Source organism: Microbispora hainanensis (assembly GCF_036186745.1).
In the GTDB taxonomy this organism is placed as follows: Bacteria; Actinomycetota; Actinomycetes; order Streptosporangiales; family Streptosporangiaceae; genus Microbispora.
The window spans coordinates 7130912-7154935 of the sequence record NZ_CP108086.1 but is presented as its reverse complement, the minus strand read 5'-3'; the positions used below and the strand labels follow the sequence as shown (position 1 = coordinate 7154935).

21 protein-coding genes are annotated in these 24024 nt (G+C 72.3%); 12 read left to right on the top strand and 9 right to left on the bottom strand.

The genetic code is table 11. The features are described 5' to 3' along the window. Positions 1-10: 10 nt before the first annotated feature. Positions 11-421 carry a hypothetical protein gene (locus OHB01_RS32815; RefSeq protein WP_147942740.1) on the top strand — a complete coding sequence of 137 codons (411 nt, stop codon included), beginning with the start codon at positions 11-13 and terminating at the stop codon, positions 419-421. Here the strand turns inward: OHB01_RS32815 and OHB01_RS32810 are convergent, their stop codons facing one another. Further along, complete coding sequence (locus tag OHB01_RS32810) at positions 422-1567, bottom strand: neutral zinc metallopeptidase (protein ID WP_142648351.1); 1146 nt, start codon at positions 1565-1567, stop codon at positions 422-424. It abuts the gene before it with no gap. 625 nt (positions 1568-2192) lie between these two features. Between OHB01_RS32810 and OHB01_RS32805 the strand changes: the two genes are divergently transcribed. Further along, positions 2193-3482: an IS256 family transposase gene (locus tag OHB01_RS32805; protein WP_328854460.1), complete on the top strand. Its 1290-nt coding sequence runs from the start codon at positions 2193-2195 to the stop codon at positions 3480-3482. On the opposite strand, the gene OHB01_RS32800 is transcribed toward OHB01_RS32805, so the two are convergent. Further along, positions 3465-4277: a hypothetical protein gene (locus OHB01_RS32800; RefSeq protein ID WP_328854459.1), complete on the bottom strand. Its 813-nt coding sequence runs from the start codon at positions 4275-4277 to the stop codon at positions 3465-3467. The genes OHB01_RS32805 and OHB01_RS32800 overlap by 18 nt on opposite strands. Before the next feature lie 151 nt (positions 4278-4428). Here OHB01_RS32800 and OHB01_RS32795 point away from each other — a divergent pair, with 151 nt between their 5' ends. From OHB01_RS32795 to OHB01_RS32785, 3 genes are all read left to right on the top strand, one after another. Next, positions 4429-5298, top strand: coding sequence for a LysR family transcriptional regulator (locus tag OHB01_RS32795; RefSeq protein ID WP_328710255.1), 870 nt, complete (start codon positions 4429-4431; stop codon positions 5296-5298). 292 nt (positions 5299-5590) lie between these two features. Further along, positions 5591-6472, top strand: coding sequence for a dihydropteroate synthase (gene folP / locus OHB01_RS32790; protein ID WP_142648353.1), 882 nt, complete (start codon positions 5591-5593; stop codon positions 6470-6472). 880 nt (positions 6473-7352) lie between these two features. Then, on the top strand, positions 7353-8582 hold the full coding sequence (locus OHB01_RS32785) for a Cmx/CmrA family chloramphenicol efflux MFS transporter (RefSeq protein WP_328710254.1): 1230 nt from the start codon (positions 7353-7355) through the stop codon (positions 8580-8582). Positions 8583-8801: 219 nt separating this feature from the next. Here OHB01_RS32785 and OHB01_RS32780 read toward each other — a convergent pair whose 3' ends face one another. Both OHB01_RS32780 and OHB01_RS32775 read right to left on the bottom strand, forming a co-directional pair. Then, complete coding sequence (locus OHB01_RS32780) at positions 8802-10253, bottom strand: aspartate aminotransferase family protein (protein ID WP_328710253.1); 1452 nt, start codon at positions 10251-10253, stop codon at positions 8802-8804. 9 nt (positions 10254-10262) lie between these two features. Then, a complete protein-coding gene (locus OHB01_RS32775; protein ID WP_328854458.1) occupies positions 10263-10601 on the bottom strand; it encodes a sensor histidine kinase in 339 nt (112 codons plus the stop codon). Between the two features lie 20 nt (positions 10602-10621). Here OHB01_RS32775 and OHB01_RS32770 point away from each other — a divergent pair, with 20 nt between their 5' ends. From OHB01_RS32770 to OHB01_RS32745, 6 genes are all read left to right on the top strand, one after another. Further along, entirely contained in the window at positions 10622-11665 is a 1044-nt protein-coding gene (locus tag OHB01_RS32770; protein ID WP_328854457.1) for an ATP-binding cassette domain-containing protein, read from the top strand. Positions 11666-11779: 114 nt separating this feature from the next. Beyond that, on the top strand, positions 11780-12967 hold the full coding sequence (locus OHB01_RS32765; protein ID WP_142647589.1) for a cytochrome P450: 1188 nt from the start codon (positions 11780-11782) through the stop codon (positions 12965-12967). Then, a complete protein-coding gene (locus tag OHB01_RS32760; protein ID WP_260617250.1) occupies positions 12964-13179 on the top strand; it encodes a ferredoxin in 216 nt (71 codons plus the stop codon). The genes OHB01_RS32765 and OHB01_RS32760 overlap by 4 nt, the downstream gene beginning before the upstream one ends. Positions 13180-13289: 110 nt before the next feature. After that, a complete protein-coding gene (locus OHB01_RS32755) occupies positions 13290-14399 on the top strand; it encodes an acyltransferase family protein (RefSeq protein ID WP_240971402.1) in 1110 nt (369 codons plus the stop codon). Positions 14400-14519: 120 nt separating this feature from the next. Further along, a complete protein-coding gene (locus tag OHB01_RS32750; protein WP_260617249.1) occupies positions 14520-15758 on the top strand; it encodes a cytochrome P450 in 1239 nt (412 codons plus the stop codon). Positions 15759-15787: 29 nt separating this feature from the next. Continuing rightward, positions 15788-16030, top strand: a complete 243-nt coding sequence (locus tag OHB01_RS32745; RefSeq protein ID WP_142647585.1) for a ferredoxin — start codon at positions 15788-15790, stop codon at positions 16028-16030. Between the two features lie 219 nt (positions 16031-16249). On the opposite strand, the gene OHB01_RS32740 is transcribed toward OHB01_RS32745, so the two are convergent. The 4 genes from OHB01_RS32740 to OHB01_RS32725 form a co-directional block, all read right to left on the bottom strand. After that, complete coding sequence (locus tag OHB01_RS32740; RefSeq protein ID WP_142647583.1) at positions 16250-17248, bottom strand: aldo/keto reductase; 999 nt, start codon at positions 17246-17248, stop codon at positions 16250-16252. A gap of 11 nt (positions 17249-17259) precedes the next feature. Next, positions 17260-17805, bottom strand: coding sequence for an allene oxide cyclase barrel-like domain-containing protein (locus tag OHB01_RS32735; protein ID WP_168065913.1), 546 nt, complete (start codon positions 17803-17805; stop codon positions 17260-17262). 60 nt (positions 17806-17865) lie between these two features. Next, positions 17866-20658 carry a helix-turn-helix transcriptional regulator gene (locus OHB01_RS32730; RefSeq protein ID WP_142647581.1) on the bottom strand — a complete coding sequence of 931 codons (2793 nt, stop codon included), beginning with the start codon at positions 20656-20658 and terminating at the stop codon, positions 17866-17868. Between the two features lie 216 nt (positions 20659-20874). Beyond that, on the bottom strand, positions 20875-21459 hold the full coding sequence (locus OHB01_RS32725; protein ID WP_142647579.1) for a TetR/AcrR family transcriptional regulator: 585 nt from the start codon (positions 21457-21459) through the stop codon (positions 20875-20877). 142 nt (positions 21460-21601) lie between these two features. Here OHB01_RS32725 and OHB01_RS32720 point away from each other — a divergent pair, with 142 nt between their 5' ends. Further along, positions 21602-23035 (top strand): MFS transporter, encoded by a 1434-nt coding sequence (locus OHB01_RS32720; protein ID WP_142647576.1) that lies wholly within the window; start codon positions 21602-21604, stop codon positions 23033-23035. 76 nt (positions 23036-23111) lie between these two features. Here the strand turns inward: OHB01_RS32720 and OHB01_RS32715 are convergent, their stop codons facing one another. Further along, the gene (locus OHB01_RS32715; RefSeq protein ID WP_142647574.1) at positions 23112-23870 is read right to left on the bottom strand and encodes an AfsR/SARP family transcriptional regulator; all 759 of its coding nucleotides are present in this window, start codon (positions 23868-23870) and stop codon (positions 23112-23114) included. Positions 23871-24024 lie beyond the last annotated feature (154 nt).

Here is a 24024-nt window from a genome sequence, read left to right as displayed (position 1 = left end):
TCGCGCCGGGGTGACCACTGGGCGGCCCGGCGTCTGCGCCCGGCTGGCCCGGGTCGCCACTGTGCTGACCGGGGTACCCACCAGACTGGCCGACATCTGCGCCGAGCGGACCGGCGTGCCCACCGGGTGGGCCTGCATGGCCGCCGGGCTGGCCGGGCTTCCCGTACGGGCCTGGGTTCTCGCCGGGCGGACCTGCGTGCCCGCTGTGCTGGCCGGGGCTCGCGCCAGGCTGGCCGGGGTGCCCACCACCGGGCTGACCTGGGTCTCCGCCGTACTGACCTGGCCGCTGACCTTCCCTGGGCCCTCCGGCCTCGTCAGCGGGACCCCCGCCTCGCATGGTTCACCGCTCTCTCTTCCGAAGCTGTGGCTAGGGATTCTAACCCCCATATCCGGACAAGGTAGACGCAAACTGTGGCGTTGATCACGACACCGAGCTGGAGCCGACTACCCAGGTGTTGCACTGGTATGCCTTCGGGCGGGTGTAGCCCTGACGGAACCAGGCCGCGTTGCTGCGCGTGTTCCCGTGGTCGCGAGGCCCTCCCGGCGGGTCGCCCAGGTGGCTGTAGGCCCACAGGAGCGTGTTGCGCTTGGTGGTGTCGATCGGATACGAGGCGGCGACCGACTGCATGAACATGCCGCCGAAACACGTCGCCTGCAGTTCGTGCCGGCGGCTCAGGGCCATCTTGCCGCTCTGGGAGCTGGAGTCGAGCGTCTGCTGCCACCAGGAGTCGGAGATGCCCGTGAGGTTCTGGATGTGGTGCCCGTACTCGTGGGCCATCATGCTGATGATGATCCCGTTCCACGAGCCGAGCGGGCCGTACTCCCTCGCCATTGCCGAGGTGGAGGCGTAGATCGTGCTGTTGCTCGGGCAGTAGTACGGCACGTTGCTGCCGGGGGAGGGATAGTCGCCGCACGCGCCCCTGCCCTTGCGCGCCGCGATCATGTAGTGCGGCGGGCTCCAGTCGAACCCCACCCGCTCCAGTGCCGGCCCCCACGCCTTGCCCATGCACGTGCCGGTCTTGAGGATCAGCGCCTTGAACTGGGCGTGGTTGTAGATGCTCGCGTTCCCCGCCCGGCAGTTCGTCGTCGCCAGCGACCCGGCCCGATAGAGGCTGTTGTTCTTCGTCGTGCGGTTGAGCACGGGCTTCGGCCGCGTCGTGGGCTGAGAGGTCGGCTTCGACGTCGGCTTCGAGGTGGGCTGCTCGGACGGTTCCGTGCTCGTGGTGGCGTCGTCCGTGGGGAACGGCGAGAAGGTGAAGCTCGGGATCGCGACCGGCGAGACCGTCTCGGTGTGGTGCGTGAGGCCGGTCAGCGCGCCCACGACCACGATGAGCACGAAGACCAGCGCCAGCACGCCCATGAGCGCGCCGATGACCGCCCCTCCGCCGGACTTGCGGCGGGGTGGCCGCCAGGCGGGCGGCGGATAGGGGGCGCCGGGCCCGCGCGGGGGAGGCGGAGGCTGCGGAGCCCACCCCGGCCCCTGGGGCGGCGCCGGCTGCTGCGCCGGTGGCGGTGGCACCTGGAACGGCGTGCCCTGTGGTGCTGCCAGGGGTGCCGGCTGGGGCATCGGCTGCGGAGGTGCCTGGGGCGGCGCTTGGGGCGGTGCGGCCTGGAACGGCGCCGCTTGGAACTGCATGCCCTGCGCAGGGCCGGGGGACGCCGTGCTCCCCATCGATCCCGGGAAGTCCTGCGGATATCCGGGCCCGCCCGGCGCGTACGCCTGGCCTCCCTGGTGGCCCGCCGCCCCGTTCGGCGCGTACGGTGCGCCGGGTTGCGGGGCCGCCGGGGCAGTGGGGGACGGCGAGGGTGCGTAGGGCTGCCCGTAGGGCCCGGCGTACGACTGGGCCGGCGGTTGCGCAGAGGGGTGCGCGGGGGCTTGCACAGAGGGCTGCACAGAGGGCTGCGCAGAAGGTTGCACAGGCGGCTGCGCGAAGGACTGCGCGGGAGGCTGCGCGTGCGCTCCGGCACCCGCCGCATCCGGCCACCCCGAAGCCTGTGGCTGAGGCTGTGCGCCGCCCTGGAACTGCGCCCCACCCGGAGAGTGTGCGCCGCCCTGGAACTGCGCCTCACCTGAGAACTGTGCGAGCAATGCTTAGAACCTGTGGATCTTCAGGGAAGGGGTGTACCTTCCCGATGATCATGTAGGTCTCATGCATGACCGACGCGCCAACGTCGGTCGGGAAGGCACACCCGTGCTCACCGTAGTCCCTGACCCCGCTGACGGCGACCGCCGTACCGCAGACGCCCCGGTCTCCTCCTCCCTGATCGACGAGATCGTCCGGGAAGGCGCCCGCAGGATGCTCGCCGAAGCGCTCAAAGCCGAAGTCGACGCCTATATCGCCCAGTTCTCCGATCAGCGTGACGACGATGGGCGCCGTCTGGTCGTGCGTAACGGCTACCACCAGGCGCGCGAGGTGCTCACCGCGGCCGGCGCGATCGAGGTCAAGGCGCCCAGGGTCAACGACAGGCGCGTCGATGAGGTCACCGGCGAGCGCAAGCGCTTCTCCTCGGCGATCCTGCCGCCCTGGGCGCGCAAGACACCGAAGATCACCGAAGTGCTGCCACTTCTCTACCTGCACGGCCTGTCCTCCGGTGACTTCGTCCCAGCGCTGGGGCAGTTCCTCGGCTCGGCCGCCGGCCTGTCGGCGCCGGTCATCACGAAGCTGACCGAGCAGTGGAAGGCCGAACAGCGCGCCTTCGCCGACCGTGACCTGTCGGGCGTGGACTACGTCTACCTGTGGGCCGACGGCGTGCACGTCAACGTCCGCCTGGAGGAACACCGTTTGTGCCTGCTGGTGATGATCGGCGTGCGCGCCGACGGCCGCAAGGAACTCATCGCGCTGTCCGACGGCTACCGCGAGTCGACCGAGTCGTGGGCCGACCTGCTGCGCGATTGCAAACGGCGGGGGATGCGCGCGCCGGTGCTGGCCGTCGGGGACGGCGCACTGGGGTTCTGGGCCGCCCTCGGTGAGGTGTTCCCGCAGGCCAGGGCTCAAAAGTGCTGGTTTCACAAAATCGCCAACGTGCTGGGAGCCATGCCGAAGTCCGCACAGAGCGGCGCGAAGAAGGCGTTGGCGGAGATCTGGAACGCCGAGGACAAAGACCACGCCCTGGCGGCGGTGAAGGCGTTCCAGGCCGCTTACGGGGCCAAGTACGGCAAGGCCGTGGCCAAGGTCGTCGACGACGTGGACGAACTGCTGGCCTTCTACGACTTCCCAGCCGAGCATTGGGTGCATCTGCGCACGACCAACCCCATCGAGTCGACGTTCGCCACCGTCCGGCACCGCACCAAGGTCACCAAAGGCCCCGGATCCCGGGCGGCCGGGCTGGCCATGGCCTTCAAGCTGATCGAGTCGGCCCAGGCCCGATGGCGCGCGGTCAACGCACCCCACCTCGTCGCCCTGGTCCGCGCCGGGGCCACCTTCGTCAACGGCAAGCTCGTCGAACGCCCCGACGATCAGCCCTCACCAGCAGCTGCTTAGGAACTCGTGATCCACAGGTCTTGACGATTGCTCGAACTGTGCCCCGCCCTGGAACTGCGCCCCACCTGAAAACTGCGCCCCGCTGTGGAACGGTGCCTCACCCTGGAACGGCGTCCCTCCCTGGGGGCCGGACTGGTAGGGCGTCGCGCCGGGATAAGGGGTGCCCTGCCCGTAGGCGCCGCCTTGCGCGTCCGCCCCGGCCTGAGCTCCCGGGCCGTAGGGCGGTGTGCCCTGCCTGTAGGCGCCGCCCTGCGCGTCCGCCCCCGCCTGAGCTGCTGGGCCGTACGGTGGCGCGGCCTGCGAATAAGGGCTGCCGCCGTTCGGTCCGGGATACGGAACCCCGCCCTGCGGCTGAGACCCGGGGTACGCCCCGGAGCCCTGCGGCTGGGGCCCGGGATAGAGACCATCGCCCTGCTGCATGCCGGGGACGGCGGGAGCGCCCTGGGAGGCGGCGTTAGCCGGATAGGCCGGGCCGGGAGACGGGGCCGGGTACGCGGGCGGGCCCTGGGGGTGCGCCCCGGGCGGGTAGGGCGTGCCGTACGGCTGACCTCCCGGCGGCTGGGAGCCGTTCTGCGGCTGCGCCGGCGGCGGGTAAGGAGTGGTGCCGGGCGCCTGCTGCCATGCGCCGCCCTCGAGTCCGCTCCACCCCTGCGGGCCGTACGGCCCCGGCGTCGCGCCGGGTGATCCCGATGCGTCCGGTGCGCCGGGCACGGCCTCCTGCTGCGGCGAGTACGGCGGCCCCGAATAGGGATAACTCTCCCCCGGCGGCTCCTGGGGAGGGTGCTGCTGCGCCACGACTTTGCCCCCTTTGTGGATTTGGGGCAAAAGAATACTGAAATCTCATCCATCACGGATGTAGCAGATGTCGGGCACGATGTGTAATCGACCAGCGTGATCTCTGCGATGTTCCGGAATCGCCGGGCTCGTCTGCCCTAGCGTTTTTCGCATGAATCTGCAGCAGCTCCGTTATGTGGTCGCCACTGCGGAGCACCGCACCATGACCGATGCCGCCAGATCGCTCTATATCGCGCAGCCTGCTCTGTCCCGCGCGATACGCGACCTGGAACGTGAACTCGGAATGACGCTTTTCGCCCGCTCGGGCCGGGGGGTCGTCGTGACGGCCCAGGGACGCCGGGTGGTGAAGCTGGCCCGCGAGGCCCTCGACGCGGTGGCCGAGATCGAGGCCCTCGCGACGCAGACCAACTCCTCCGGCGCCGAACTGCGGATCGCGTCCACCCCGAGCCTGGAGCCCGGCCTCGCCGGGCGTCTGCTGCCCGCCTACGCCGCCGAGCATCCGGGGATACGGGTGCAGATCGTGCGGTGCGAGGGCCGGGAGGCGGTGGTCAGCGCGGTCCGCGAGCAACGGGCCGATCTCGGGCTGACCGACCTCCCGGTGCCCACCGACCTGGTGAGCCACCCGCTCGAACGCCAGGAGATCGTGCTGATCTCCCCGCCCGGCCTCGACCTGCCCGACCCCGTCCCCGTGGCCAGGCTCGACGGCATGCGGCTGGTGCTGCCCTCCCCCGGCAGCCCCCGCCGCAGGGAGTTCGACCAGATCTTCGCCACGCACGGCGTCCGTCCGGTCCCGGCCGTCGAGTCCGACGAGCGCCGTGGCTGGCTGCTGACCGTACGGGAGGGCCGGGCCTCGCTGCTGTGGTACCGGGGCATGGCCGAGCAGGCGGCCAGGGCGGGCCTGGTGATCCGCTCGCTCGATCCCTCGCTCCGCAAGATCATCGCGGTTGTGCACGCCCGGCGGCGGCTGCCCGCGATGGCGCAGCACTTCGTGGCTCTGGCCGAGGGCGGCTCGGCGGCGTGACCACATGCCGTCTTTTTGGACCGTTCCACGACCGCGTCTCCGGCGGGCAAGCGAGAGGACGCCGTACCGCTAGGGAGTGTCTGACGAATGCTGCCCGCCGCGAGCGCGTAGGTGGATGCGTCGCAAGGCGGAGGAGGAGCTCGCGCAGGCTGCGGGCGGCGAATCCGCGCCCCGCGGAGATTGCGAGCCTGCGAGCAATCTTCGTGGGTGGGGTGAGAACCCAGCGAGGCGCCGCCTGGGCCACGCGCAGCGGGGCCATGATTTGTCAGCACGACCTAGTACGCTGGCCGCGATGTCCACTTCGCCGATGCCCGCCGAGGCGCCCGGCCTGTCGGCCGTCCTGCGCCTGCGCGGCCGTGCCTTCGGTCCCGGCGACTTCGCGGTCATGGCCGTGGTCAACCGGACCCCCGACTCCTTCTACGACAGGGGATCGACCTACGCCTTCTCGGCCGCGGTCGACGCCGCCTCCCGCCTCATCGAGGAGGGTGCGGACATCGTGGACATCGGCGGCGTGAAGGCCGGTCCCGGCACGGAGGTCGATCCGGCCGAGGAGATACGCCGTGTCGCGGAGGTCGTCGCCGCGGTGCGCGACCGGCACCCCGACGTGATCATCAGCGTCGACACGTGGCGGTCGGAGGTCGCCAAGGTCGTCGCCGAGGCCGGGGCCGACCTGCTCAACGACACCTGGGGCGGGGTGGACCCCCAGCTCGCCGAAGTAGCCGCGGCGTACGGCATCGGCCTGGTCTGTGCGCACGCCGGGCGGGTCGAGCCGCGCACCCGCCCCCACCGCATCGCGTACGAGGACGTGGTGGCCGACGTGGTCGCGTACACGACGGACCTCGCCGAGCGCGCGGTCGCCGCGGGAGTCCGCCGCGACGCGATCCTGATCGACCCGGCCCACGACTTCGGCAAGAACACGTGGCACTCGCTGGAGGTCAGCAGGCGGCTCGACGAGCTGACCGCCACAGGGTGGCCGGTGCTGGTGGCCGTGTCCAACAAGGACTTCGTCGGCGAGACACTGGGCGGCCTGCCCGTCGAGGAGCGCCACGCCGGCACGCTGGCCACGCTCGCCGTGTCGGCGCTGCAGGGCGCCCGGGTGTTCCGCGTCCACGACGCGGCGAGCGCCCGTACGGCTCTCGCTGTCGTCACCCGCCTCTCCGGCGCGCCCTCCTAGCCCCTCGATCCGGCGAGGCCGGGCGGAGGGACCGGAGCTTTGTTCCGGCGCGGTGACCGCAGCGAAGGCCTGAGACCGGGCCCCGCGGCAATTCCGAGCTTGCGAGGATTCGTGGGTGAAGCCGAGCGGGCTTCGCGAAGACCAGAGCTCCTGTTTCCCGTGGGGTGACCGGCCCTGCCGCCTGCAACCGCTCACGACCTGCCGCGTGTGTCCGGCGGGCCCCCGAGGCGGGCGCAACCGGACCGGCCGCGACGAGACCGGGCCGCGATCAAAGCGGTGGACAGGGCGTTCGGGCTGTGGCTAACGTGTCGGCCATGTCGAGCCCCGAGGCGTCGAGACGCTAGCCACCGGTCATTCGGTGGCTGAGCCGTCGCACCCCTGAACTGTCGCGCCGCTGAGCCCTCGTATCACTGAGCTGGTCGCACCACTGAGCGGTCGCAGTACTGCGTGGGCGCGTCGTCCGTCGGGCGCCGAGCCGCGGCGTGGGTGGCATGTCCTGCCGCGTGCGTCTCGCGATATGCCGGGCCGCACGTGGCTCTGCACATCGCCCTGTCGCTCGGCACTTCACGCGGATCGCCGCCTCCGTCGCCGCCCGGCATCGCCGTAGGGGGAGCGCTTTCGCGCCCGTCGCAGCGCCGCTGCGGGGTGTCTGCCACCGAATCACCGTCGTACGGGCCGTTTCTCCTGGGGCTCCGCGCACGATCGTCTTCGACTGCTCCTGCCGCCGGACCCCGGGTTCGTTCGCGCGTTGATCCCGCGTGCCCGGCCGGGTGCTCCTCTCGTCGTCCGGCTGTGGTCCGCAGCGGCTCACCGCGTGCTCATCGACGTTCGCGATCCCCTTCGTGGGCCTTCGCGACCTTTACGACGCGGTGGAGTTGTCATGCCAATCGCCATCTACATGCTCGGACTGGCGGTCTTCGCCCAGGGAACCTCCGAGTTCATGCTGTCGGGCCTGGTGCCCGGCATAGCCCGCGACCTTCACGTGTCCGTCCCCGCCACGGGGGCGCTGACATCGGCCTTCGCCGTGGGGATGATCGTGGGCGCGCCCCTGACGGCCGTCCTCGGCTTCCGGTGGCCGAGACGGCGGGCGCTGCTGGTCTTCCTGACCGTCTTCGTGGTCGTTCACGTGGTGGGCGCGGTCACCACGAGCTTCGGCGTTCTGCTGGCCGCCCGCGTCGCCGGAGCGCTGGCCAACGCCGGATTCCTGGCCGTGGGTCTCGCGACGGCGACCGCCATGGCGGGGCCCGGCGCCAAGGGCCGGGCCGCCTCCGTACTGCTCGGCGGGATCACGCTCGCCTGCGTCGCCGGGGTGCCGGCCGGTGCCGTGCTCGGCCAGGTATGGGGCTGGCGCTCGGCGTTCTGGGCGGTGGCGATCGTCTCGGTGCCGGCCGTCATCGCGATCGCGGTCGCCATTCCGACCACGCCAACGGTGACGCCCCTGCCATCGGAGACGGCTACGCGCCCAGAGGCGGCCACGAACCCGGGGACGGCCATGCCGTCCGAGGCGGCCATGCCCGGTGCGCGGCGCGAGCTGAGAGCGTTGCGCCGTCCCCGGCTGCTCGTGACCCTCGTGCTCGGCGCGCTGGTGAACGGCGCCACGTTCTGCACCTTCACCTTCCTGGCTCCGGTGGTCACCGAGGTCGCCGGCTACGGCCCGCGGTGGGTGCCGGTGCTGCTGGCGATCTTCGGCCTGGGATCATTCGCCGGTGTGACGATCGGCGGCAGGATGGCGGACCGGCGGCCGATGCGGCTGCTGGTGCCCGGCGGCCTGGCCCTGACGGCAGGCTGGGTCGCATTCGGCATGGTCGCGGGCGACCCGGCCGCCGTCCTCGTGCTCGTCTTCGTGCAGGGCACGCTGTCCTTCGCCGTCGGCTCCACGCTGATCACGCGGGCGCTCTACGAGGCGTACGACGCGCCGTCTCTGGGCGGCTCGTTCGCGACCGCCGCCCTCAACGTGGGCGCGACCGCCGGGCCCCTGCTGGGCGGGGCCGCCATCGGCGCCGGGCTGGGCTACCGGTCTCCCCTGTGGGTGAGCGCGCTGCTGGTCGCGCTGGCGCTCGCTGTGGCGGGAGCGGAGTGGAAGGGAACGAGGACCACAGCGAAGGCCTGAGACCGGGCCTCGCGGAAGTTCCGAGCTTGTGAGGAGCTTCGCGGGTGAGGCCGGGCAGGCTCCGCAAGGACCGGAGGTCCCTTCCGGCGCAGTGACCGACCCCGGCGCAGTGACCGACCCCGGCGCAGTGACCGACCCCGGCGCGGTGACCGACCCCGGCGCGGTGACCGACCCCGGTGTCGGTCAGACCGCCCCCGCCAGGCCCTTTGGGCCGGTGAGTCAGGAGTACAGCACCGAAAGGAAGCGGACGAGGATCGCCTCGCGGGTGGCGGCAGGCAGGGCGTCGAGCACGGCGTTCACCACCGCCATCCCGGGCTGTGCCGGCGTTCCCGGCTCCGCTGTTCCCGGCTCCGCCGTCGCGGTGAGGTCGATCCCCACCGACGCGGCGAGCTCGGCGAACGTGGCGTCGTCCAGCGCGTCGAGGTCGAGTGACGCGATGAGCTCGGGCAGGCCCTCGGGCACGTCGGCCGGCCCGCGTCGCCGGGCGGCGTCGGCGGCCTCCGCGATCACCTCCAGCATCGCGTCCACCCCCGCCAGCGTCACACCGGTCACCGTGATGTGGATGTTGGCGGGGATCCCGGCGTACGACAGCTGGGGCTGGAGGAACCAGCCGAGCCGGCGCGCCTCGTCGGCGAGGACGAAGACGTCCACCTCGGGGGAGCCGGCGATGGCGACCAGCGCGGTCTCGGGCTCCCCGAGCACCCGCAGCCCGGGGATCTTCGCCACGCCCTCGGCCAGCCGCCGGGTCGCCTCCAGCGTCCTGCGGCCGAGCTCCAGGTAGCCCTCCCGGCCGAGGGCCTGCAGGGTGGCCCAGGCGCCGCCGAGCGGTCCGGCCGACCGCGAGCTCTGCACGGTCGCGTTGATGATCGTGTAGCCGGGCCAGGCCGCCGAGGCGAAGTAGGCCCGGCGGCGCAGCTCCGCGTCGCGGAACAGCAGCACCGACGCCCCCTTCGGCGCGTACCCGAACTTGTGCAGGTCGCACGAGATCGAGGTGACGCCGGGCACGCTCAGGTCGAACGGCGGGATCGCGGCGCCCGCCTCGCGCAGCCACGGCAGCAGCCAGCCGCCGACGCAGGCGTCCACGTGGCACGGCACGCCGCGCGCGGCGGCGAGCGCGGCGACCTCCTCGACCGGGTCGACCACGCCCTGCGGGTAGGAGGGGGCCGACACCACCGCCAACGCCGTACGGTCGTCGAGCGCGGCCTCGAACGCCGGGACCGAGGCCCGATAGGTGACCGGGTCGACCGGCACCGGCACGACCTCCATGCCGAGGTAGTGCGCGGCCTTGTGGAACGCCGGGTGCGCGGTGACCGGCAGCACGACCCGGGTCGCGCCGGGCCTGGCGTCGCGGGCGGCCTTCACCGCCAGCATGATCGACTCGGTGCCGCCGCTGGTGAAGATCCCCGGCGCGCCGGGACGGCCGAGCAGCTCGGCGACCGCCCCGACCACCTGCCGCTCCAGCGCGACCATGCTGGGGAAGGCCGTCGGGTCGAGCATGTTGACTTCGAGCATCTCCGCGTACGCCCGCTGCGCGGCCTCGTGCACCTCCGGCAGGCCGGTGTCGTAGACGTAGGCCGTGACCTTGCCGCCGCGCACCGGCAGGTCGGCCTCCTTGAGGGCGGTCAGCTCGGCGAGCAGTTCGGTGACGGGCCTGCCGTGATCGGGAAGCAATGGATCTCCTCAACGTGCCAGGGGGAGCCGGACGACGGCGCGCAGTCCGGGGGAGGCGTCCTCCAGGTGGACCGTACCGCCGTGGGCCTCGACCGTGGTGCGCACGATCGCGAGTCCGAGCCCGGCGCCGCCGTCGTCGCGGCTGCGCGCGTCGTCGAGCCGGGTGAACCGGTCGAAGACCCGCTCCCGGTCCTCGGGCGGGATGCCCGGCCCGTCGTCGGTGACGGTCAGCTCGGCGGTGTCCCCCTCGGCGTGTACGCCGATCCGGACCGCCGACGCCGCGTGCCGCAGGGCGTTGTCGACCAGGTTGGCGAGCACCCGCCGCAGGTCGACCGCGTCGCCGAGCACGACGGGAGGCGCGCCGGGCGGTGATCGACGGCACCGCGGTGCTGCTCATCAGCCACGACCTCGGCGTGGTCGCCGAAATCGCCGACCACGTGTACGTGATGAAGGACGGACGGTTCGTCGAGGACGGCCCGGCGGCGGTGGTGCTGGAGTCGCCGTCGCACCCGTACACGAAGACGCTCGTGGGCGCGGTCGCCGGGCACGCGCGCAGGGCGCGCCCGGCGAGCCCCGCCGAGCCCGGGGGCACGGGGACGACCCGCGAGGTGCTCAGGGCCGAGGGCCTGGTCAAGCGCTACACCCTGCCGGGGCGGGGCGAGTTCACCGCCGTGGAGGACGTGTCGGTCACCGTAGGAGCAGGGGAGACCCTCGGCGTCGTCGGCGAGTCCGGCTCGGGCAAGACCACCCTCGGCCGGCTGCTCATGGGCCTGCTGCGACCGGACGCCGGGCGCGTGCTGCTCGACGGGCGGCCCTGGGACGGCCTGCGCGGCACGGAACGGCGCGCGGCCCGGCGCCGGGTGCAGATGATCTATCAGCATCCGCTGTCGTCCTTCGACCCCCGCTACACGGCCCGGCAGATTCTGGAGGAGCCGCTGCGGGCGGACCGCACGCCGCGCGAGGAGCGCGACCGGCGGGTGGCGCTGCTGCTGGAGCACGTCGGCCTCGCCCCAGACGTGCTCGACCGGCGCGCCCGGGAGCTGTCCGGGGGACAGCGGCAGCGCCTCGCCATCGCCCGCGCGCTCGCCCCCGGACCGCAGGTCATCGTCTGCGACGAGCCGGTCTCCGCGCTCGACGCGTCCATCCAGGCCCAGGTCCTCGACGTGCTCACCGACGTCCAGGAGCGGCTCGGCGTCGCGTACGTGTTCATCTCCCACGACCTCGGCGTCATCCGGCGGCTCAGCCACCGGGTGGTGGTCATGAAAGACGGCAGGGTGGTGGAGAGCGGCGACATGGAAAAGGTGTTCGACCACCCCGAGCATCCGTACACGAAAACGCTCATCGACGCGGTTCCCCGTTTCTCGTCGCGTTCCGGTGGAGTTCCAAGGGGGGCGGATGTGACCAGCGCATAAGCCGATCCGGAGCCCGCCGAACACGCGTTGTCCCGCGACCGCCCGGCCGCTCGACATCACCGCGTCGCTCGGAAACGAAACGACGTCCGGCCCTCTCGCCGAAGGGAAAGGGAAATGACGGAAGCTCCGCCGTACCCGCAGAAGCGCACCTGCCCCTACGAGCCGCCCGCCGGTTATCGCGAGATCGCCGAGCGGGGACCGGTGCTCAAGGTGACCCTCTTCGACGGGCGCGAGGCGTGGATGGTGACGGGCTACCGGGAGTCCCGGGAGATCCTCACCCACCCGAACCTGTCCTCGCAGCGCACCCATCCCGGGTTCCCCATCGTGGCGCCCCGGTTCCGCTCGCAGATCGCCCGCACGCTGGCGCTCATCGCGATGGACCCGCCCGTCCACGACGTGTACCGCCGATATCTCAACCCCCACTTCAGCCTCAAGTCGGTCCGCCGGATGCGGCCGGAGATCGAGCGGATCGTCGCGGGATTCGTCGACCGGATCGTCGAGCACGGGCCGCCCGCCGACCTGGTGCCGCTGCTCGCGGTGCCGCTGCCGTCCCTGGTCATCTGCCGCCATCTCGGCGTGCCGTACGAGGACCACGACTTCTTCCAGGACGCCAGCGGCAAGGTGATGCTCGGCACCGAGGAGGAGTCGGCGACTGCGGCGCAGGACCTGTTCGACTACATCGACCGGCTGGTGGCCGAGCAGATCAAGGACCCGTCCGGCGGGCTGCTCGGCACGCTGGTCCGCGAGCGCGTCGTCACCGGCGACATCGGCCACGACGAGCTGGTGTCGATCGCGCTGGTGCTGCTGATCGCCGCGCACGAGACCACCTCGTCCTCGCTGGCGCTGGGCGTCATCACGCTGCTCGAGCACCCCGAGCAGCTCGCGCTGCTGCGCGAGGACCCCGACCGGCTCCCGGGCGCGGTCGAGGAGCTGCTGCGTTACATCGCCACCACCGACCTCGTCGCCACGCGGGTCGCCAAGGGCGACATCGAGATCGCCGGCCACCTCATCCGGGAGGGGGAGGGGGTGCTCGTCTCCGGGACGCTGGCCAACCGCGACGCGGCCGTGCACCGGCGCGCCGACGAGCTCGACGTCCTGCGCGAGGACAGCCACCACCTCACGTTCGGCTTCGGCATCCACCAGTGCCTCGGCCAGAACCTCGCCCGGATGGAGCTGGAGGTCGCGTTCAAGGAGCTGTTCACCCGGATCCCCGGCATCCGGCTGGCGGCACCGGTCGGCGAGCTGCCCATCCTCGGCGCGGGCACCGTGCAGCGGGTGCTCCGGCTCCCGGTCGCGTGGTGACGGCCGTGTGGGTGTCGGCCGACCAGGAGCGCTGCATCAGCGGCGGCCGCTGCATGGCCGCCACCTCCGAGGTCTTCGACCAGGACGAGGACGGCCTGGTCGTGGTCCTCACCCCGCAGGTCGCGCCGGAGCTGGAGGACCGGGTTCGCAAGGCGGCCTACCTCTGCCCGTCGCGGGCGATCCGGATCGGCGACGGCCCCTTGGAGGGCTGATCCCCATCCGCCGGGCCCCGCCGGGGCCCATGGCTCACGCACAACGGAACAGGCGGACGGAAATGACACAAGCGGCACAGGAATCCTCTCCCCTCCCCTCGTTGACCGGAATGAGATTCGTCGCGGCGTTCCTCGTGTTCGTCTGCCACGCCTGCGTGCTGGGGTACTTCCACCAGGAGGTCGCGGCCTCGCTCCAGACCTACGCCTTCACGTCCGGCTGGCTCGGCGTGGAGTTCTTCTTCGTGCTGAGCGGGTTCGTGCTGACCTGGTCGGTCCGGGAGGGCGAGCCGCGCACCCGCCTGTGGCGGCGGCGGCTCGTCAAGGTCTACCCCAGCCACGTCGTCACCTGGTTCGCCGCCCTCGGGCTCGCCGTCTGGGCGGGCCAGTCCGTCGACCTGCTCACGGCCCTGCCGAGCCTGCTGCTCGTGCACACCTGGCTGCCCCGGGCCGACTTCATCCTCTCGATCAACGTGGTCACCTGGTCGCTCGCCTGCGACGTGCTGTTCTATCTGGCGTTCCCGTTCCTGTACCGGCTGGTCCGGCGGATCCCGGCCGCGCGGCTGTGGCCGGCGGCCGTGGCGGTCGTCGTGGTGATCGCCGTGCTGCCCGCGGTCGCACTCGCCGTCCTGCCCGGGACGCCGAGGCTGGCCGGCCAGGAGATGTCGCTCACCCAGAACTGGTTCCTCGTGTCGTTCCCGCCGACCCGGGCGCTGGACTTCGTCCTCGGGATCCTGATGGCCAGGATCGTGGTCACCGGCCGCTGGATCCGGCTGGGCTGGGCGCCCGCGCTGGCGATCGTCGCCGCCGCCTTCGGCCTGCAGATGTTCCTGTGGCCGACCGTCTACGGGCTCACCGCGCCCGTCGCCCTGCCGATCGCCCTGCTGATCGCCGCGGTCGCCGTCGCCGACCACCGGGGCCGCTTCAGCCCGTTCCGCTCCCGCCCCCTGGTGTGGCTCGGCGGCATCTCGTACGCCTCCTATCTGGTCCACTACCTGGTCCTGACGTACTCCCACGTCGCTCTCGGGGCCGGCCGGACGTGGGACGCGCCGTCCGCCCTGTTCCTCGTCACGGCCCTGTTCGGGGTCACCACGGTGCTGGCCTGGGGGCTGACACGGTTCGTCGAGGAACCGGCGATGCGGGCCTGGGCGGGCGCGCGGCCCGCCGGCGGGCACGGAGCCGCGCCGCTGCCGGGGGCCCGCTCACCCGAACCCACCGCCTGATCCCTGCGCACACCCCTTCGAACCAGACCGGCTTCGAACCAGACCGGCCACAGATCGGCTTCGAGACAGATCGGCTTCGAGACAGATCGGCTTCGAGACGGAAGGAACCGAGGTACCCACGTGAACGCTCCCACGACCACCGCGAACGACGACCTGTTCGCCTATCCGCAGGATCGGACCTGCCCCTGGCAACCGTCTCCGGGCTACCAGGACCTGGGGCGGCAGGGGCCGCTCCACCGGGTCAGGCTCTGGGACGGCAGGTGGATCTGGATGGTCACCGGCCACAGCCAGGCCCGCCGCCTGCTCGCCGACCCGCGCATGTCGGCCGACCGGTCCCGCGACGACTTCCCCGCCGTCCTGCCCCGGCTGGACGCGCCCATCTTCAAGCCCATCGCGATCATCGGTTTCGATCCGCCCGTCCACGACGTGCACCGTCGGCTGCTCGCCCCGGACTTCAGCCTCAAGCAGGTGCGCGCCATGCGCCCGCACGTGGAGGAGCTCGCCCGGCGGCTGGTGGCGGACATGCTCCGGGCGGGGCCGCCGGTGGACCTCGTCGAGGCGTACGCGCTGCCCATCCCCTCGATGGTGATCTCCGAACTGCTCGGCGTGCCGTACGACGACCACGAGTTCTTCGAGGCGAAGACGGTGGGGCTGCTTCAGGCCAAGTCGGCCGAGGACGCCGAGAGGGCGGGCCGGGAGCTGTGGGACTACCTCGACGGACTCATCACACGCAAGGAGCGCGAGCCCGGCGGCCCCGGCGTGCTGAGCCGCCTCGCGAGCGAGGTCGACGAGGACGGCGACCTCACCCGCGAGGACCTGCTGCGCATCGCGCTCGCGTTGCTCATCGGGGGGCACGACACGACCTCCCAGATGATCGCGCTGGGCGTCGTCACGCTGCTGGAGCACCCCGGCCAGCTCGCCGCGCTCCGCGCGGACCCGGGCGTCCTGACCGCCGCCGTCGACGAACTGCTGCGCATGGTCTCCATCACCGACGTCTCCGGCGTCCGGGTGGCGACCGAGGACATCGAGATCGACGGAGAGGTGATCAGGGCCGGGGATGGTGTCCTGGTGTCGTCGTCGATGACCAATCGCGACCCCGAGGTCTTCCCCCGGCCGTACGAGTTCGACGTCCACCGCACCCGCGGCGGAAACGCGGCGTCGGGGCGCCAGCATCTGACGTTCGGGTTCGGCATCCACCAGTGCCTGGGACAGAACCTCGCCCGCATGGAGCTGGAGGTCGCCTTCTCCGTCCTGTTCGAGGGGATCCCGGACCTGCGGCTCGGGGTCCCGCTGGAGGCGCTGCCCACGCGCAGCGGCGGCACGATGCAGGGCGTCCACACCCTGCCGATCGAGTGGTGAGCCCCGGCAGGGGCGAGAGAGGAGAAGCGATGAAGGTGACCGCCGACCGGAGCCGCTGCATGGCCGCCGGGCACTGCGCGATCAGCGCGCCGGACGTCTTCGACCACGGCGAGGACGGGCTGGTGGTGGTGCTGGACGCGGAGCCGGGGGAGCAGCGGCGCCGGGAGGTGGAGGTGGCGGAGGACCTGTGCCCGTCCCGCGCCATCGCCATCCTCCGCACCGCCGCGGTGACGGCGCCGCAGGAGGCGGGCGCGCCGGACTCCGCCGGCTGACCGGCACGGACGAGGCGCGGCGCCGCGGGACGGTCTCCCGCGGCGCCGCCCTGCGGCTTACGGCCCTTTCGGTTACGGCCCTTTCGGTTACGGCCTTTCCGGTTCGCGGCCTTTCCGGCTTACGGCCTTTCCGGCTCGCCGGGCGTGGTGGGCCTGCGGTGCGCGGCGAGCGCGCGGTGATGCCCGCGGCGTGCGCGCTTCCGCTTCCGGCGGAACGCGTCAGAGATCGACGAAGCGCATGCTCTGCTCGTTCCAGCGGGTGCCGTGCACCTCGTCCGCCGGCACGGCGGCCTCGACCGCGGCCAGCTCGGCCCGGGTCAGGCTGAGGAACACCGCGTCGACGTTCTCCTCCAGATGGGCTCGCCGTTTCGCGCCGGGGATCGGGACGACGTCCGTGCCCTGGTGGTGCAGCCAGGCGAGCGCGAGCTGGGCCGGGGTGATCCGCAACTCCTCGGCGAGCTTGCCGAGCCGGTCCGCGAGGGGCAGGTTGCGGGCGAGGTTCTCCGCCGAGAACCGGGGCAGGCCGAAGCTCCGGAAGTCGCCGTCGTCCAGCTGGTCGCGGGAGCGGACGGCGCCGGCGAGGAAGCCCCGGCCGAGCGGCGCGTACGGCACCACGGCGATCCCGAGCTCCCGGCACACCGGGAGGACGCGCCGCTCGATGTCCCTCGACCACAGCGACCACTCCGTCTGCAGCGCGGCGATCGGGGCCACGGCGTGGGCGCGCCTGATCGTCTCCGGGGCCGCCTCGCACAGCCCGATCTCGCGCACCTTCCCGGCGGCCACGAGCTCCGCCATCGCACCGACCGTCTCCTCGACGCCTACCTCGGTGTCGACCCGGGTCAGGTAGAACAGGTCGACGTGATCGAGGCCGAGCCGCCGCAGGGAGTCGTCGCACGCCCGCCGCACGTACGCCGCGTCGCCCCGCACACCCGAACCGACGCCGGGGCCGGGGCGCACGACGCCGAACTTGGTCGCCACCACCGCCGACTCCCGGCGGCCGGCGACGGCGCGGCCGACCAGCTCCTCGTTGGCGCCGTGGCCGTACACGTCGGCGGTGTCGAGCAGGGTGGCGCCGATGTCGAGGGCGCGCCGGATGGTCGCGATCGCCTCGGATTCCGAGACCGGGCCGTAGAACTCGGACATGCCGAGACAGCCGAGTCCCTGGGCGCCGACCGTGAGGGAGCCGATCCTGCGGGCGGGCAGCCGGGTCAGAGTCATGGCGTCCCCCGCTACCGGTAGACCACGATCGCGGACTCGTACGTGTCGTGGGCCTCCTTGACCAGCGGGCGGAACCAGCGGACGCCGACGGCCCCGCGCAGCGGCCCCGCGACGACGACGGCGGGGAAGTGCGCGGCCTCGCCCGCCGTGAGCCGCGCGTCGTCCACCAGGCCGCCGGAGCGGATGACGTTGCCGTCCCGCAGCCGGATCTCCTCGCCGAAGTACGCGATGAAGTGGCCGTCGTGCTCCTGCTTGTAGAGCATGCGGCCGGCGCCGGTCGTCTCGCCGAGCGGTTCGCCGTCCGGGCCGAAGATCTCCAGCCTGACCGTGGCGAAGTCCTTCTCGGTCGGGGTCGTCCCGGTGGGGTCGGCGTTGTTGGAGCGATACTCCACGACCTTCTCGGTGAGGTCGCGCAGGATGAGCGACCGTCCGGGCCGGGCGAGGGCGCCCACCCGGTCCGAGGTGGTCTCCGGCGGTGCGGCCAGGAACGGCACCAGGAAGGAGCTCACCGCGTCGTGCACCGGCGCGATCCGGCCGGACAGCGCGCGCAGATCCATATTCGCCTCCCGAGGCGGAAACAAGGTGGTCCGACATTAGAAGGAGGCGCTCAAGCGGCCCTAAAAGCGGGTCGCGTACTCCTGCCCGGCCGTCTTTCGCTGAATCGCCAGCGCGAGCTCCATGCGCGAGCTGACCCCCGCCTTGCGGTAGATGCGGGTCAGATGGACGTCGACCGTCCGCATGCTTATCGTGAGCCGGTCGGCGATGTCCCGCCGTTTCATCCCCGAGCAGATGAGCAACGCGATCTCGCGTTCCCGGTGGGTCAGGCGGCCGAACACCTCCAGACGCCCGAGCATCTCCTGCCGCGCCCCGGGCTGGGGGGCGGGGGCCGCGGGCGGTCCGCCGGTCTGCCGGCCCAGCCAGTCGAGCAGGGTCACCGCCTCCGACCGTCGCGCGATCTCCGCGGCGAGCCGCACCGTGTGGGCCGCCTGCTCGGCGCGGCCCTGCTCGCCGAGCGCCCGCGCCGCCTGCCCCAGGGCGTAGCTCTGCTCCACCGGCATGCCCACCGAGGCGAACAGGTCGGCCGCCTCGCGGTAGCACCGCACCGCCTCGCCCGGCGACCCCTGCACGCGCAGCAGGTGGCCGCGGGTCATGGCGGCGTACGCCAGGTTGGGGGGCACGGGCACGGCGCGGGCGTGCTCCTGGGCCCGGCGCGCCCAGTCGTCCAGAGGCATGCCCGCGTCCATCCCGGCGGCGCAGAGCGTCTCCCAGATCGTGAGGCGGCTGCCCGACGGAATCACCCGCATGTCGGCGCCCCGGCCCTCGTTGAGCAGGAGCGTGACGCAGTGCGCCGGGTCGCCGTCCAGCCACGCGCACCTGGCGAGCGTCAGCGCCGCGATCGAGGCGCTGCCGTTCACGTGCGCGCCGGTCAGCGCCTGTTGCGCCAGCGCCTGCTGGGCCAGCGACTTGGCCCGCCCGCTGCCCGGGGGCTGCATCCACACCTCGGCGGCGGACTTCAGCGCGACCGCCTGGGCGTGCCGCAGCGGGTTGCCCGCATCCGACTCGACGATGGCCGCGTCCGCCGCGTCCCTGGCCTGCCGGAGCCGGCCGAGGTGTCGCTCGGCCTCGCTGAGCAGCACCAGGAGCGTCGGCAGCAGGAACGGCCGCCGGCGTCGCCGGGCGATCTCCACGCCGCGGCCGACCTGCCGCTGGGCGTCGGCGCTCCGGCCGAGGTAGATGTAGGCGAGCCCGGCCAGCAGCAGGCACTCGATGTGGCGCGCCATCAGGTGTTCGGGAGTGCGGTCCAGCGCCTCGGCGGCGGCGTCGGCCTCTGCCAGGGCTCGATCCACGTTCCCGGCGGCGATCGACGCCAGCGCGGCGAGCCCGAGCAGCCCCGCGGCGACCGGGTCGTCGCCCGCGGCCCGCGCCGCGCGCAGCGCGGACTCCGTCTCGGCCCGCCCGGCCGTACGGCCCAGCATCGACACGCGGAAGCCGCGTGCCAGGACCAGGCGCGGCCAGACGGGGGAGTCGCGCAGGTCGGGCCGCCTGAGGAGGTCGCCGAGCAGGTCGAGCGTCTGCACGTCCTGGCTGAGCACGCCCTCGACCACCGAGACGAACGCGACCTGCTCCGCCAGCGCCGCCGGATCCACGGCGGCGCCCGACTCGTGCACCACGAACAGCAGGTCGCGGCTCTCGGCCATCCGTCCCAGGCGGCCGAAGGCCGTGCTGAGCGCCAGCCGGGCGCGCGCTCCGATCTCGGTCGAGGCGGGCGCCTCGGCGAGCACCGGCGTGAGCCAGGAGACGCATTCGCTGACGTCCGTCTCCATGATCTCCTGGGACGCGTCCACGATCCGCGCCAGTTCGCTCGACCGAGACAGGGAGCTGACCAGATGGAAGCCGATCTGGGTGCCGGCCTGCCCGCGGGCGGACAACCGGTGCAGCGCCCGCTGGTGGGCCAGTGCGGCCCAGCAGGGGTCGATCATCTGGCGCAGCAGCATGCCGAAGACCTCGTCCCTGATGGCGAAGAGCGTCCCGACGGGCTCGACCCGCACCAGGTCCCGGCGGACGAGGCGGCGCAGCGCGGCGGAGGCCACCAGCGGGTCGAGTTCCGCGACCTCGGCGAGCAGGTCCGTGTCGAACCGCGAGCGCAGGATCGCGGCCGCGTGCAGCGCGTAGCGCTCGGCGGGCGCCAGGTCGCGCACCTCGCTCATCACGGCGAACTCGTACGGCGCGAGCGCACCGTCGCCGCCCGAGCGGGCGCCGTGCTCCATCGCCTGCAGCGCCCGGAGGTTGAACGGGTTGCCGCCGCTGCGGTGGCGGAGCTCGTACGGCGCGGGGACGGGCGACATGGCGAGCATCTGCTCGTCGTCGAGCGGTCCCAGCTCGATCCGCACGGTGCGCCCGAAGGCCGTGGTGACGGACACCGCCTCGGCCAGGCGGTCGGGGGTCTGGCGGGGGCGCAGTGAGACGATCACGTCGACCAGCGGCGCGGGGTCACCCGCGGCGATGCCCACCAGTTCGCCGATCGTCTGGTCGTCGGCGAGGTGGGCGTCCTCGATGACCACGAGCTCGCGGTCGGGCCGGTGGCGCCGGCGCGCGAGGCCGATCACGGGGCGGTCGCCCCCCTCGCGTTCGCCGGCCCGGCGCGCCCGCCACAGCAGCTTCCTCACGGCGTTCATCGCCCGCTCCCGATCGCCGGAGGAGCATCGATAGACGGTCGCGGGAAGGGCGGTCCACTGGCGCTCCCGGACGAGCGCCGACAACAGGTGGGTTTTCCCGGACCCGGGCTCGCCGAGGACGGCGATGAGACGCCCTTCGGAGCCGGGCTCCTGGGTCAGGGACAGCAGCAGGTCGAGCTCGGCCGTGCGCACCACCCTGGTCGACGCGGTGTCGGTCAGTCTGTCTTCGTACACGCTCATCTTTGTGACGACCCCAGGCATTGAGTGACCGAAAAGAGCTTTTCGACCCTGATCGCGCTCCTTTCTCGCATCCGGGCCGAGACTTCCACTGGTAGCGGAGGGCGGAGGTTCGGGCGACGTGTGCTGGACGGGATGCCCGCTTATTCTATATTACCTAGCTGCTTTGTTGGTTTTATGACGTGCGTCACGGAGATGGGGTGGTGCGGAGAGTCAGTCCCGTGTGGTGATGCCCTCCAGCACCAGTTCGAGGAAGCGGGAGCTGCCGTCCCGGTCGGGGGTCGCCTGCTCGCGCACCCAGGCGGCGCCGCTGAGGAGGTCGAACAGCTCGTCGGGGGTCAGGTCGTGCCGCACCCTGCCGGCCGCCTGGGCGGCGCGCAGCAGGTCGGCGCCGCTGTGGTGCATCGCGCTGCACATCGTGTGGGAGGGCGTGCCCTCGTCGTACATGCTCTGCGCGAGGATGCCCACCAGCCCGCGGAAGGTGCTGAAGTGGACCACCGCCTCGCGCATCCAGGCGACCAGCGCGTCGAGCGGGTCCGGCCCGGAGGCCAGCCGCTCCGCGTGGGCGACGAGGTTCTCCAGGCCGTCGCGGGTCGCGGCCTCCACCAGCGAGGCCCGCGTGGGGAAGTGCCGGTATAGCGTGCCGATCGCCACTCCTGCCTGGCTCGCGATGTCCTCCAGGGAGGCGTCGGCCCCGGCGCTCTCGAACGCCTTGCGGGCCGCGGCCAGGATCGCGTCGTAGTTGCGCCGGCCGTCGGCCCGCTTGGGGCGCTGGGCGATGTAGGGCTTGCCGTCCACTCCGATACCTCCCGCTTGACATCCTGAGGATGCCTCAGCTTGAATCCTCTCACTTAACCTGAGACGACCTCAGTATAGATACGCCCGCTAACCTGAGGTTGCCTCAGTCTGATGCCCCCAGTCAGCAGACCGTGGAGGTTCCATGACCACCGAAAGCGCCCCCGGCGACGTCTCGGCCGGCGCGCCGCCGCGAGCCGGCCGCGCCTGGGCCCTCGTGCTCGCGGCGATCGTCGGGGCGGAGTTCATGCTCCAGCTCGACGGCACGATCGTGAACGTCGCGCTCCCGACCCTCCAGTCCGACCTCCATCTGTCGGTGGCCGGGGGATCGTGGGTGCCGAACGGCTTCTTCCTCGCCTTCGGCGGCCTCCTGCTGTTCGCCGGCCGTCTCGGCGACGTGCTCGGGCATCGCAGGGTCTTCCTCTCCGGGGTCGGGCTGGTCGTGGTGGCGTCGCTGGTCGCCGGGCTCGCGCCGAACGTGGAGGTGCTGCTCGCGGGCCGGATCCTGCAGGGCGCCGGCGCGGCGATCGCCGGTCCCACCGGGCTGGCGCTTCTGGCGATCGTCTTCGAGGGGGAGCGGCAGCAGCGGGCCTTCGGCCTCTACTCCACGGTGACCGGGCTCGGCGCCTCCGCCGGCATGGTGCTCGGCGGCGTGCTCACGTGGGCGGGGGACTGGCGATGGAGCCTGCTGGTGAACGTGCCCATCGGCCTGGTCATCATCGCGGTCGCCGTCCGTGCCCTCGGCCTGCGGGACGAGGCGACCCGGCGCCGCCCGCTCGGCCTGCCGAGCGCGCTGCTCAGCACCGCCACCCTCGCCGCCGCCGTGTACGGCCTCGTCCACGCCGCCGAGAACGGGTGGGGCGACCGCTGGACGCTGACCGCCCTCGGCGCCGCGGTCGTGCTGGCCGTCGTTCTCCTGCTGGTGGACCGGCGGGCCGACGAGCCGCTGCTGCCCCTGGCCCTCTTCTCCGGCCGCGATCGGGCCGGCGCCTTCCTCGCCCTGCTGCTGCTCGCGGCGGTGCTCACGAGCTTCCTCATCTACCTGGTGCAGTATCTCCAGGGCGTGCTGCACCTCAACGCGCTGCAGAGCGGCCTGGCGATCCTGCCGTTCGGCCTGGCGCTGCTCGTCAGCACCCAGATCCTCACCAAGCACATCGCCGCGATCGGTCTCAAGACGCGTGCCGTCGCCGGTCTGGTCGTGGTGCTGGCCGGAGTGGCCTGGCTGACCCGCCTCGACGGCGGCAGCACCTACGCCGGCGGCGTGCTCCCCGCCCTCGTCGTCATGGGGCTCGGCGTCGGCGTGGCGATCATCCCGTTCAACATGATCGTCCTGACCACCGCGCCGCAGGAGTACGCCGGGGTCGCCGCGGGGGTGCTGCAGACGGCGCTCACGATCGGCGGCTCGCTCGGCCTGGCCGCGATGCTGATCCCGCTCACGCAGGGCACGGGTGGTCTCGCCGGGAGCATCTCGTCGGTGTTCGTCTGGGCCTGCGGCGCCCTGGTGATCGCCCTGCTCGTCGCGCTCGTCTTCTGGTACCGCCCCGGCGCGCGGGGGGCCGCACCCGCCGCCCGGGGTTGACGGGGCCGTTCCCCGCGCCCCGAAACGAGGGGCGAGCCGTCCGCAGCCGGCTCGCCCCTCGTGTCGTCTCCGGGGCTCACCCCGCGATGGCGAGGTCGGCGTCGGCGGAGAGGATCGCGAACTGAAGCCGGCGCATGGTCACGCGGGGGTCGAGCCCGAGCTCCTCCCGCAGCACCTGCCGGGCCGACTGGAAGACCTCCAGCGCCTCGGCCCGCCGCCCGGAACGGTAGAGGGCCAGCATGAGCTGCTCGCGCAGGTTCTCGTTGAGCGGATACTCCTCGACCCACCGGGACAGGTCGCCGATCACCTCGCGGTGCCGCCCGAGCCGCAGCGAGCACATCGCGATCGCCTCAAGACACTCCAGCCGGACCTCCTCGGCCCAGCGGGCGAACGTGCCGACGATGAGCCCGTTGTCGATCCCGGCGAGCACGGGCCCGCGGAACAGGGCCGCCGCGGCGGCGAACGACTCCAGCGCCCGCTCCGGGTCACGGTCCGCCCCGTCCCGGCCCGCGGCGTGCAGGCTCTGCAGACGGAACACGTCCACGGACGCGCGGTCCGCCTCCAGCAGGTAGCCCTGGGCGTGCGTCCGGATGGCCGCCCCGTCCACCGCGGGCTGAACGTAGGTCTTGCGCAGATGCGAGATGTAGACGTGCAGGGCGGCGCGAGCGCGCTTCGGAGGATCGTTCCCCCACAGCTCGTCGAGCAGTTCGTCGGTCGACACCGGCTGGTTCGCCCGGATCAGCAGCGCGGCCAGCAGCGTCTCGACCTTGGGCGCGCTGATCGTGTGCGTCTCCTCGTCCACCAGGCGTAATGGCCCGAGCAATTCGTATCTCATTGGTCTCCCCGCGCACGCTGCCTGAGGTGCTCCTGGAATCGGCGCATATCACCGCGATCACGACGATTCTTGCGAGAGCCCACGCCCCTGACATCAGCGGAAGTGCGTACGGCGGGCATTTCGGTGTGCGTAATTACCTGCCTGCTCCGCCTTC